This window comes from Geodermatophilus sp. URMC 62, from assembly GCF_052931475.1.
This window is the reverse complement of the sequence record NZ_JBRFHY010000001.1, coordinates 535,641-547,684: the sequence shown is the minus strand read 5'-3', so window position 1 is coordinate 547,684 and position 12,044 is coordinate 535,641. Positions and strand designations below refer to the sequence as shown.

Sequence of the window (12,044 nt, the reverse complement as noted above, 5' to 3'; positions counted from 1 at the left end):
TCACCCGGCCAGCGTGGTGAGCCGCTGCGCCGCGTCGCTGCCCTGGACCGCGGTGTAGACGACGAGCTGCAGGCCGGGCGCGTCGGCCGGCGTCAGCTGGTGGTGCTCGAGCAGCAGGGGACCGACCTCGGGGTGCTCGAAGCGGCGCTCGGCGGAGCTGAACCGGTCGACGTCGCGGCTGGCCCACCCGGCGCGGAAGTGCGGACTGGCCGCCTCGAGCCGGGCGACGAGGTCGACCACCGCCGGGTCGGCCAGCCGCGGGCCGACCTCCGCACGGAACTGGGTGAGGAAGCGCCGGCTGTCGGTCGGCCAGTCGGCGAGCAGCGCGCGCACCGCCGGGTCGGTGAAGACCAGCCACAGCAGGTTGCGCTCGGCGGCGGGGACGGCGGCCACGCCCGGGTAGAGCCGCTGGTAGGCGCGGTTCCACCCGACGATCGACCAGTCCGCGGTGATCGCGTAGGCGGGGGAGGGGCCGAGCGCGTCGAGCAGGCGCTGCAGGTGCGCGGGCATCCCGCCGCCGGGGTCGGCCGGGGGAGCGCCGCCGTGCCCGGTCAGCCGCCGCACGTACTCGTGCTCGGCCGGCGTCATCCGCAGCGTCCGGGCCAGGGCGTCGACCACCTGCCGGGAGGGGCGGATGTCGCGGCCCTGCTCCAGCCACGTGTACCAGGTGTGGCTCACCCCGGAGAGCAGCGCGACCTCCTCGCGGCGCAGCCCCGGCGTCCGCCGCGCCCCGCCCGTGGGCAGCCCGGCCGCCCGCGGGTCGACCTGCCGGCGGCGCGAGCGCAGGAACTCGGCGAGCTCGGACCGGGCGGTGGCGGACACGGCGCGCTCCTCGGTGGTGGTGTCGGTACCAGTATCGACGGCGCCTCGGCACGGGCCGCCGCCCGGCCTACGCTGCTCGTCCGTGACCACCGTGGACGAGCCCCGCACCGCCGCCGACCTCAAGCCCCGCAGCCGCGAGGTGACCGACGGCATCACCAAGGCCCCCGCGCGGGCGATGCTGCGCGCGGTCGGCATGGGCGACGACGACTGGGACAAGCCGCAGATCGGCGTCGCGTCGTCGTGGAACGAGATCACCCCGTGCAACCTGTCACTGGACCGGCTGGCCAAGCGGGCCAAGGAGGGCGTGCACGCGGCCGGCGGGTTCCCGCTGGAGTTCGGCACGATCTCCGTCTCCGACGGCATCTCCATGGGCCACGAGGGCATGCGGGCCTCGCTGGTCAGCCGCGAGGTCATCGCCGACTCGGTCGAGACGGTCATGTTCGCCGAGCGCCTCGACGGCTCGGTCCTGCTCGCCGGCTGCGACAAGTCTCTGCCCGGCATGCTCATGGCCGCCGCCCGGCTGGACCTGGCCAGCGTCTTCCTCTACTCCGGCTCCACGCTGCCCGGGAAGCTCGGCGACCGCGACGACCTGACGATCATCGACGTCTTCGAGGCCGTCGGCGCCTGCGCCCGCGGGCTGATCACCCAGGACGAGCTGGCCGCCGTCGAGCGGGCCGCCTGCCCGGGGATGGGGTCGTGCGGCGGCATGTACACCGCCAACACGATGGCCAGCGTGGCCGAGGCGCTCGGGATGGCCCTGCCCGGCAGCGCCGCCCCGCCGGCTCCCGACAGCCGCCGCGACGCCTTCGCCGTCGCCTCCGGCGAGGCCGTGGTCAACCTGCTGCGCCAGGGCATCACGGCGCGCCAGATCATGACCAAGGAGGCGTTCGAGAACGCCATCACCGTGGTCATGGCGCTCGGCGGGTCCACCAACGCCGTCCTGCACCTGCTGGCCATCGCGCACGAGGCACGGGTCGACCTGAGCCTCGAGGACTTCAACCGCATCGGCGACCGCACGCCGCACCTGGCCGACGTCAAGCCCTTCGGCCGGTTCGTGATGACCGACATCGACCGCGTGGGCGGCGTCCCGGTGGTGCTCCGGGCGCTGCTCGACGCCGGCCTGCTGCACGGCGACACGCTCACCGTGACCGGGAAGACCATGGCCGAGAACCTCGCCGAGATCGCGCCGCCGGACCTCGACGGCACGATCGTGCACGCGATGGAGAACCCCATCCACACGACCGGCGGCCTGACGATCCTGCGCGGCTCGCTGTCCCCGGACGGCGCGGTGGTGAAGTCCGCGGGCTTCGACGCCGACGTCTTCGAGGGCACCGCGCGCGTCTTCGACGGCGAGCAGGGCGCCATGGACGCCGTCACCGAGGGCACCCTGCAGGCCGGCGACGTCGTCGTCATCCGGTACGAGGGCCCCCGTGGCGGCCCGGGCATGCGCGAGATGCTCGCCGTCACCGGCGCGATCAAGGGCGCGGGCCTGGGCAAGGACGTCCTGCTGCTCACCGACGGACGGTTCTCCGGCGGGACGACGGGCCTGTGCGTCGGCCACGTCGCCCCCGAGGCGACCGACGGCGGCCCCATCGCCCTGGTCCAGGACGGCGACCGCATCCGCCTGGACCTGCGGACCCGCACCCTGGACCTGCTGGTCGACGACGAGGAGCTCGCCCGCCGCCGGGCGGACTGGGCGCCGCTGCCCCCGCGCTACACCACCGGGGTGCTCGGCAAGTACGCCAAGCTCGTCGGCTCGGCCGCGCAGGGCGCCATCTGCTCCTGAGCCGAGACCCCTCCTTGGGGTGAGAGGGGCCCGCCGCGGCTCCTGCGGGCCCGCCGTCCTGCCGACACCCCGGGTGTGGACAGGCGGACCAAGTGGGTGCTGGCGTGTGCCCTGGCGGCCGCGGTGGCGTGCGTCGTGGCCGCCGTCGTCCCGGCGCTGCACCCCGTGGGCGAGGTCGTCACGGCCCTCGCCGGGGTGCTGACCGCCGCGGTCCTCTGGCGGTCCGGGCGCCCCGGGGAGCCGGCCGACCGGCCCTGGCGGCTGCTCGCGGTCGCGCCGCTGCTGCCCGTCGCCGGGCTGGTCACCAGCGTGGCCGTCGACCCCGCCTCGGTCCTCGAGGACGTGGTGCTGCGCTGGGTGTTCATCGTCCCCGGCCACGTGCTCGCGGTCCTCGCCCTGCTCGGCATGGTCCGGCGCTCCCCCCGGCGCCCCACCTGCCTGCGCACCGGTCTCGAGCTCGCGCTGTTCGGCACCGCCGCGCTCGTGGTCATGCAGGTGCTGCTCGTCGGCCCGGGCAGCGGCTGGACGGCGCTGTCGGCGGTCGCCCGGCTCGTCCTCGGCGCCGCCGTGCTCGCCACCGCGGCCACCATGGCCGCCGCCCTCACCGTCCTCGGCGCCGCCGAGGCCCGCCGCCAGCCCGCGGCCGCGGCCCTGCTGGCCGGGCTGGTGGCGGTGTGCGCCGGGCGCGGCGCCGCCACCTCGGCGGCGCTGCTGGGCGCTCCCGGCGCCGTCCCCGCCACCCGGGTCGCCGTCGTCGTCGGGCTGGCCCTGCTGGTGCTCGCCCGCCTGCTCGACACCGCCCCGGCCGCCGGGGCGCACCCGGGGGGACGGGCCGCGCAGCTGCGCTCGGCGCTGCCGCACCTGGCGCTGGTCGTCGTCGTCGCCCTCGTCGTCGTGCCGGTGGTGCTGGGCACCGCCCCGACCGGCACCACCCTCGGCGGCGCACTGGCCTGCGCCGCGCTCGCGGCGGTCCACCGCTGGGTCACCGCCCGCGAGGACCACCTGCGCGGCGCCCGGCTGCGCCGCGACGAGGCCTACTTCCGCAGCCTGCTGTCGGCCTCCAGCGAGCCGGTGCTCGTCCTCGACGCGCGGCTGCGCGTCGGCTGGGCCTCCCCGGCGTTCGCGGCGCTGCTCGGCCGCGACCCCGCCGACCTGGTCGGCCGCGACCTCCTCGCCGGCAGCGCGCCGACCACGCGCCCCGGCACGGTCGACGCCCACGACGCCGCCGCGCTGCGCACCCGGCTCGCCGGCAGCGCCCCCGGCAGCGCGGGCGGGCTGCTGGTGCTGCACGTGCGCGACGCCGACGGCGAGCGGCGCTGCCTGGAGGCCGGCGTGTCCGACCTGCGCGGCGACGCCGCGATCGCCTCGGTCGTCCTGCACTGCCGCGACGTCACCGAGCGGGAGGCCCGCGAGCGCGCCCTCGAGGAGGTCGCGTTCACCGACACCCTCACCGGGCTGCCCAACCGGGCCGGCTGGGACGCCGAGCTGGCCGCGGCCGCCGGGCGCGCCGACGCCGGGACGGGGGAGGCGGTGCTCGTGTTCGAGGTCTCGGGCCTGGGCGAGGTCCGCGAGCACGCCGGCCGTGACGCGGTCGCCGACGTCCTGGTCGAGCTGGGCCGGCGGCTGCGCGACGCCGTGCGCGGCGACGAGGTCGTCGCCCGGGTCGCCGGCGGTGCCTTCGCCGTGCTGGCCGCGGGGGACGGCGACACCGCCGACCGGCTCGCCGACCGCTGCCTGGCGGTCCTCGAGCGGCCCGTCAGCACCCCTGCGGGCCTCTTCGACCTCACCGCCGACGTCGGCGTCGTCCCCGTCGAGCACGGCCTGACCGTCGCCGAGCTCACCGCCCGCGCCGAGCTGGCCGTGGCCGCCGCCCGGACCGGCGGCCGGTCCCGGGCCACCCGCTGGACGCCGACCCTCGGCGCCGCCGCCGCGCGCCGCGACCAGCTGCGCCAGGACCTGCCCGGCGCCGCCGCGCGCGGTGAGCTGTGGCTGGTGTTCCAGCCGGTCGTGTCGATGGACGAGCAGCGGGTCACCGGTGTCGAGGCGCTGCTGCGCTGGCGGCACCCGGTGCTCGGCGACGTCCCGCCGCGGGAGTTCGTCCCGATCGCCGAGCGCGCCGGCGTGGTCGGCGAGCTGCAGCGCTGGGTGCTGCGGGAGGCGACCGCGGCCGCCGTCGCGCTGCCCGAGGCCGGCGGCGCGCCGCTGCAGCTGGGCGTCAACATCGCGGCCTCCCACGTGGCCGCCCGCACCCTGGTCGACGACGTCACCACGGCGCTGGCCGACTCGGGGCTGGCCCCGCAGCGGCTGGTCCTGGAGGTCACCGAGGCGACCGTGCTCGACGACGGCGACCACGTGGTCACCGACGTCCGGGCGCTGCGGCTGATGGGCGTGCACGTGGCACTGGACGACTTCGGCACCGGGTCCTCCTCGCTGGCGCACCTGACCCGCCTGCCCATCGACGTCCTCAAGCTGGACAACACCTTCGTCTCGCGGGTCGACCGCGACGCGCAGGGCCGCGCGCTGTGCCAGGCCGTCGTCACCGTCGCGCAGGCCCTGGGTCTCGACGTCGTCGCCGAGGGCGTGGAGACCCCCGCCCAGCTGGGCGTGCTGCGCGGCCTGGGGCTGGGCTTCGCGCAGGGCTTCCTGCTGTCGCGGCCGCTGCCGCTGGCCGACCTCGTGCGCGTCCTCGAGGAGGGCGCCGGCGCCCTGTGGCCGGGTCTGGCCGGCCTGTCGGCCGACGACTTCGGCGCGGAGGGCGAGACCTCTGACGTGCGTGCGGTGCGCGGTGCCTGACCGGCGGACCCGGTCCGCCGCCGCCCGGCCGGTGGGTGCCGGCACGGTCGCCGCGGTCCTGTCCCTGCTCGCGCTGCTGGGCACCGGCACGACCGTCCTGCAGCTGACCGCCTCGCCGTGGGCGGCCGTGCTGGTCCCCGCGGCCCTGGCGCTGGCCTCCGGCGCCGGTGCCGCCGTCCTCGCCCGGACCGCCGCCCGCGTGCCGGGCCGGGCCGGGCGGCCGTGGCGGGCGATGACGCTGGCCGCCGGCCTGCTCGCGCTGGGCCAGGTGCTGGCCGTGACGCGCCCGTACCGCGACATGTCCACCGGCGGGATCGAGGACCTCCCCACGCTGCTCGCGGTCCCGGTGGCCGTGGCGGTCGCGGTGTTCCTGCTCCCCCCGCGGACGGGCCTGCGGGTGGGCGCGCGGGTGCTGCTCGACGGCGCCGTCCTGACCGTCGCCGTCGCCGTGCTCGGCAGCGTCGTCCTCGACGAGCTGCCGGTGCGGGTCGCCGGACCCGGGCAGGGCCTGATCGCGGCCGGCTACCCGCTGGTCGGGGCGGTCCTCTGCGGCGTCGGCCTGGTCACCGTCACCGCGGTGCCCGAGGCGCGCCGCCGTTCGGCGACCTGGCTGCTCGCGGCCTTCGTCGCCATGGCCACCGTGGCGCTCGGCGGGGCGCTGGGCCGCGCCTCGGCCGGCGACGGGCCGCTCTGGGACGTGGTCACCGTGCTCGCCTGGCTGACGATGCTCGGCACCAGCCTGTGCGCCGCCGCGGCCGACCGGCCGGCGGCGGTGCCCGACGGCCGGCGCGTCCTGCCCCTGCGCGGCGCGGTGCTGGCCTGCGGGACGTCGACCGCCGCCCTGCTCGCCGTCACCGGCGGCGTGCTGACCGGCCGGCCGGTGAGCGGCCTGGAGGCCGCCGCGGCCGCCGTCCTGCTGGTCCTGACCTCGGCGCGCACGCTGTCCTGGGCGCTGGACGCCGCGCGCCTCACCCGGCGCTGGAGCGGACCGAGGGCTGGTTCCGCGCGCTGGTGCACAGCGGCGACGCCGTCACCGTCGTCCTGGACGCCGCCGGGCGGGTGACGTCGGTGTCCGGGCCGGTCGCCGACCAGCTGGGCCGGACCGAGCGCGACCTGCGCGGCCGCGCGCTGGTGACCCTCCTGCACGCCGACGACCGCGACCTGGTGGAGCGGGTCGCCGCGGCCCTGCGGGACGGCGCTCCCGACGGCCTGCCCGCGACCGGCCGGCTGCAGACCACCGACGGCGGCTGGCGCGACGTCGAGGTCTCCGGCGCGGCCCGCACGGGCACCCGCCGGTCCGACGACGGGCTCGTCCTGCACCTGCGCGACGTCACCGAGCGCCGGGCCGGCCAGCGCGAGCTGGAGCGGCTGGCCTACACCGACTCCCTCACCGGCCTGCCCAACCGCGCCCGGTTCATGGTCGCGCTGGAGGGCGCGCTCGACCGGGCCACCCGCGGCCGGCGCGCCTGCGTGCTGCTGGTCGACCTCGACGGCTTCAAGTCGGTCAACGACGTGGCCGGTCACGACGCCGGCGACCGGCTGCTGTGCGAGGTGGCCGACTCCCTGCGCGCCGAGGCGCGGGAGGGGGACCTCGTCGCCCGGCTCGGCGGGGACGAGTTCGCGCTCGTCGTCGACGCCGGGCCCGCCGAGGCGATGGCGCTGGGCGAGCGGCTGGTCGCCCGGCTCGACCGCACCCGCCGCTACGGTGCCGCCCCCGGCGCGCCCGACGGCGCCGGGCCGGTCTTCCGGGTCTCGGCCAGCGTGGGCCTGGCCGAGGTCGTTCCGGGAATCGACGCGTCGGCCACCGTCCGCGAGGCGGACCTGGCGCTGCGCACGGTCAAGGCCCAGGGCAAGAACGGCGTCCGGGCGTCGGGGGAGACCCTCGTCGAGGAGTCCGCGCGCCGCAGCCGCCTGGCGCGCGACCTGCCCGTCGCCGTGGCCGAGGGCCGGCTGCGGCTGGTCCACCAGCCGATCGTGGGGGTCCTCGAGCGGCGGGTGACCGGCGTCGAGGCCCTGGTCCGGTGGGACCACCCGGTCCTCGGGCCGGTGTCTCCGGAGGAGTTCATCGGCCTGGCCGAGGACGACGGCCTGATCGTGCCGCTGCAGCGCTGGGTGCTCGAGACGGCGACCGCCGAGCACGCCCGCCTGGTGGCCGGCGGCCGCGACATCCGCCTGGGCGTCAACATCTCCGCGCGTCACCTGCAGGCCCGCTGCCTGGTCGAGGACGTCACCCGGGCGCTGGAGCGCTCCGGCCTGCCGGCGCGGCTGCTGGGCATCGAGGTCACCGAGAGCGTGCTCGTGGACGACGACGAGCGGCTGCTCGCCGAGCTCGCGGAGCTGTCCGCGCTGGGGTGCAGCGTCTCCCTCGACGACTTCGGCAAGGGCTACTCGTCGCTGGCCTACCTCGCCCGGCTGCCCGTCGACGTGCTCAAGATGGACCGCGGCTTCGTCTCCGGCATCGACACCGACCCCCGTGGCGCCGCGCTCGTCGGCAGCGTCATCGACCTCGGCCGCACCCTCGGCATGGACGTCGTCGCCGAGGGCGTGGAGACCGCCGCGCAGCGCGACGTCCTCGTCGGGCTGGGCTGCCGCCACCTGCAGGGGTGGCTGACCGGCCGCCCGGTGCCCGCCGCCGACCTGGCCGGCGTGGTCGACCGGTTCGACCCGACGCTGCTCGGCCCCGAGGCCGACGTCCCGGTGGTCGTCCCATGATCCGGCCGACGGCGTCCACTGGATGGGACGCCGTTGTTGACGTCGCGGCAGCGGAGGCGCACAGTGTGTTCGTGCGCTCCGCCTGTCTGCTCCTCGTAATCGCCTAGCGCGCCGGTCGCCCCGACCGACGCGCTACACCCCTCTGTGCCCGCGGCACGAGGGGTTTTTTGTTGGCCACGAGGGTCCCGACGGGCCGGCCCGGCGACGCCGGGAGGTCCGCCCCGGCACCCGGTCAGACACCCGAACCGCACGCCCTGCCCCGCACGTCCGGCCCAGGAGAGACGCCGCAATGACGACCACCCCGAGCGAGTCCGCCACCCGAGACGCCGCCGCGGCGCTCACCGGTGTCGAGACGACGGCCCGCTCGATCGCCGAGTCCGCCGCCGAGCCCGCCACCGGCATCACCGGCGCGCAGAGCCTGGTGCGCTCCCTCGAGGCCGCCGGTGTCGAGGTCGTCTTCGGCATCCCCGGCGGGGCGATCCTGCCGGCCTACGACCCGCTGTTCGACTCCCGCGTCCGGCACGTCCTCGTCCGCCACGAGCAGGGCGCCGGGCACGCGGCCACCGGGTACGCGCAGGCCACCGGCCGGGTCGGCGTCTGCATGGCCACCTCCGGCCCCGGCGCGACCAACCTGGTCACCCCGCTGGCCGACGCCTACATGGACTCGGTCCCGATGGTCGCGATCACCGGGCAGGTGCCCAGCCGTGCGATCGGCACCGACGCCTTCCAGGAGGCCGACATCCGCGGCATCACGATGCCGATCACCAAGCACAACTTCCTGGTCACCGACGCCGCGGAGATCCCGCAGCGCATCGCCGAGGCCTTCCACCTGGCCGCCACCGGCCGCCCCGGCCCGGTCCTGGTCGACATCGCCAAGGACGCGCTGCAGGCCACCACGGACTTCTCCTGGCCGCCGCGGCTGGACCTGCCCGGGTACAAGCCGACCACCCGCCCGCACGGCAAGCAGGTCCGCGAGGCCGCCTCGCTGATCGCCGCCGCCCGCCGGCCGGTCCTCTACGTCGGCGGTGGGGTGATCAAGTCCGGGGCCACGGCGGAGCTGGCCGAGCTGGCCGAGCTCACCGGCGCGCCCGTGGTCACCACCCTCATGGCCCGCGGCGCGTTCCCCGACAGTCACCCGCAGAACCTCGGCATGCCGGGCATGCACGGCAACGTCACCGCGGTCACCGCCCTGCAGAAGGCCGACCTGCTGGTGGCGCTGGGCGCCCGCTTCGACGACCGCGTCACCGGCGAGCTGTCCTCGTTCGCGCCCGGCGCGCTGGTCGTGCACGCCGACATCGACCCCGCGGAGATCGGCAAGAACCGCAAGGCCGACGTCCCGATCGTCGGCGACGCCCGGGAGACGATCGCCGAGCTCGTCACCGCGCTGCAGACCGAGCACCGGGCCGGCCGCAGCTCCGACCTCACCGCCTGGTGGGCGCAGCTCGACGACTGGCGCACGCGCTATCCGCTCGGCTACGACTGGCCCGAGGACGGCTCGCTGTCCCCGCAGTACGTCGTCGAGCGGCTGGGCGCGATCGCCGGCCCCGACGCGATCTACGCCTCCGGTGTCGGGCAGCACCAGATGTGGGCCGCCCAGTTCATCAGGTACGAGAAGCCGGGCACCTGGCTCAACAGCGGCGGCCTCGGCACCATGGGCTACGCCGTCCCCGCGGCCATGGGCGCCAAGTACGGCCGCCCGGAGACCACCGTCTGGGCGATCGACGGCGACGGCTGCTTCCAGATGACCAACCAGGAGCTGGCCACCTGCGCCATCGAGGGGATCCCGGTCAAGGTCGCCGTCATCAACAACGGCAACCTCGGCATGGTCCGCCAGTGGCAGACCCTCTTCTACGAGGGCCGCTACTCCAACACCAAGCTGCACCCGGTCGACGCCGACGGCCGGCCCAAGCCGGTGCGCATCCCCGACTTCGTGGCGCTGGCCGAGGCGCTGGGCTGCGTCGGGCTGCGCTGCGAGAGCAAGGACGACGTCGACGCCGTCATCGAGAAGGCGATGGCGATCACCGACGCCCCCGTGGTCATCGACTTCGTCGTCGGCGCCGACGCCCAGGTGTGGCCGATGGTCGCCGCGGGCGCCAGCAACGACGACATCCTGGCCGCGCGCGACCTGCGCCCGGTCTTCGGCGACAACCAGGTCTGAGTCGAAGGACCCCCGTTCCCCCCACCCCTCGCTCCGCTCGGGGCGGGCCCCCGAACGGGGGCCGCCGCTGGTGACGATCTGCCGTAAGGGAGAGTTGGCATGACCCGCCACACGTTGTCGGTGCTCGTCGAGAACAAGGCCGGTGTGCTGGCCCGTGTCTCGGCGCTGTTCAGCCGGCGCGCCTTCAACATCGAGTCGCTGGCCGTCGGCCCGACGGAGAACCCCGACCTGTCGCGGATGACGATCGTGGTCGACGCCGAGTCCGCGCCGCTGGAGCAGGTGACCAAGCAGCTCAACAAGCTCATCGAGGTCATCAAGATCGTGGAGCTGGACGGCAGTGCCGCGGTGCAGCGCGAGCTGCTGCTGGTCAAGGTGCGCGCGCCCCTGGCCGACCGCACCACCGTGCTGCAGACCGCCGAGCTGTTCCGCGCCCGCGTCGTCGACGTCAACACCGACACCGTGACGCTGGAGGCGACCGGCACCCCCGACAAGCTGCAGGCCCTGCTCGCCGTCCTGGCCCCGATGGGGATCAAGGAGATGGCGCAGTCGGGCACCGTCGCCCTGGGCCGGGGGCCGCGCTCGATGAGCGGCGCCGGTACCTTGCGCCCGGTCGACCGCAGCGCCTAGAAGGACCCCCTCGCCCCCCGCCGCTCGCAGGCTCGCGGCGGGACCCTGCGAGGGGGCCGTTCCATCCCCTCACCAGAAGGAGCACCACCGCATGGCCGCCGAGATCTTCTACGACGACGACGCCGACCTGTCGATCATCCAGGGGCGGACCGTCGCCGTCATCGGCTACGGCAGCCAGGGCCACGCGCACGCCCTGTCGTTGCGCGACTCCGGCGTCGACGTCCGCGTCGGCCTGCCCGAGGGCTCCAAGAGCCGGGCCAAGGCAGAGGCCGAGGGGCTGCGCGTGGTGACGCCGTCCGACGCCGCCGCCGAGGCCGACCTGATCATGGTCCTCGTCCCGGACCACGTGCAGCGCAAGGTGTACGCCGAGTCGATCGAGCCCAACCTGCAGGACGGCGACGCGCTGTTCTTCGCGCACGGCTTCAACATCCGCTTCGGCTACGTCAAGCCCCCGGCCGGTGTCGACGTCGCCATGGTCGCCCCCAAGGGCCCCGGCCACCTGGTGCGCCGCGAGTTCGAGAACGGCAAGGGCGTGCCCGCGCTGGTCGCCGTCGAGCAGGACGCCAGCGGCCAGGCGCTGCAGCTGGCGCTGTCCTACGCCAAGGCCATCGGCGGCACCCGCGCCGGCGTCATCCGGACGACGTTCGCCGAGGAGACCGAGACCGACCTCTTCGGCGAGCAGGCCGTCCTCTGCGGCGGCGCCAGCGCGCTGATCACCGCCGGGTTCGAGACCCTCACCGACGCCGGCTACCAGCCCGAGATCGCCTACTTCGAGTGCCTGCACGAGCTCAAGCTGATCGTCGACCTCATGTACGAGGGCGGCATCGCCAAGCAGCGCTGGTCGGTGTCGGACACCGCGGAGTACGGCGACTACACGTCGGGCCCGAAGATCATCGACCAGCACGTCAAGGACGCCATGAAGGACGTGCTGGCCCGCATCAAGGACGGCTCGTGGGCGGCGGAGTTCATCGCCGACCAGGACGCCGGCGCGCCGGACTTCACGCGCCGCCGCGCCGAGGCCGAGGCGCACCCGATCGAGGAGACCGGCCGCAAGCTGCGCGGCCTGATGAGCTGGGTGTCGACGTCGGACGACTACACCGGCACCGCCGCCCGCGGCTGAACCACCCCGCACACGCGAACGGCCCC

General features: G+C 75.8%; 8 protein-coding genes. 7 read left to right on the top strand and 1 reads right to left on the bottom strand.

Features of this window, described 5'->3' with window-relative positions; genetic code table 11:
* Nucleotides 1-822 carry a helix-turn-helix transcriptional regulator gene (locus tag ACU616_RS02600; protein ID WP_446756930.1) on the bottom strand — a complete coding sequence of 274 codons (822 nt, stop codon included), beginning with the start codon at nt 820-822 and terminating at the stop codon, nt 1-3.
* A gap of 82 nt (nt 823-904) precedes the next feature.
* On the opposite strand from ACU616_RS02600, the gene ilvD reads away from it, so the two are divergent.
* From ilvD to ilvC, 7 genes are all read left to right on the top strand, one after another.
* A complete protein-coding gene (gene ilvD, locus ACU616_RS02595) occupies nt 905-2,608 on the top strand; it encodes a dihydroxy-acid dehydratase (RefSeq protein ID WP_446756929.1) in 1,704 nt (567 codons plus the stop codon).
* A 75-nt stretch (nt 2,609-2,683) separates the two neighbouring features.
* Nucleotides 2,684-5,401 carry a putative bifunctional diguanylate cyclase/phosphodiesterase gene (locus ACU616_RS02590; protein ID WP_446756928.1) on the top strand — a complete coding sequence of 906 codons (2,718 nt, stop codon included), beginning with the start codon at nt 2,684-2,686 and terminating at the stop codon, nt 5,399-5,401.
* Nucleotides 5,394-6,464, top strand: a complete 1,071-nt coding sequence (locus ACU616_RS02585; RefSeq protein WP_446756927.1) for a hypothetical protein — start codon at nt 5,394-5,396, stop codon at nt 6,462-6,464. The genes ACU616_RS02590 and ACU616_RS02585 overlap by 8 nt, the downstream gene beginning before the upstream one ends.
* A complete protein-coding gene (locus tag ACU616_RS02580) occupies nt 6,413-8,113 on the top strand; it encodes a putative bifunctional diguanylate cyclase/phosphodiesterase (RefSeq protein ID WP_446756926.1) in 1,701 nt (566 codons plus the stop codon). The genes ACU616_RS02585 and ACU616_RS02580 overlap by 52 nt, the downstream gene beginning before the upstream one ends.
* Nucleotides 8,114-8,402: 289 nt before the next feature.
* A complete protein-coding gene (locus ACU616_RS02575) occupies nt 8,403-10,271 on the top strand; it encodes an acetolactate synthase large subunit (protein ID WP_446756925.1) in 1,869 nt (622 codons plus the stop codon).
* Between the two features lie 99 nt (nt 10,272-10,370).
* Nucleotides 10,371-10,898, top strand: coding sequence for an acetolactate synthase small subunit (gene ilvN, locus ACU616_RS02570; protein ID WP_446756924.1), 528 nt, complete (start codon nt 10,371-10,373; stop codon nt 10,896-10,898).
* A 91-nt stretch (nt 10,899-10,989) separates the two neighbouring features.
* Complete coding sequence (gene ilvC, locus ACU616_RS02565; protein WP_446756923.1) at nt 10,990-12,018, top strand: ketol-acid reductoisomerase; 1,029 nt, start codon at nt 10,990-10,992, stop codon at nt 12,016-12,018.
* Nucleotides 12,019-12,044 lie beyond the last annotated feature (26 nt).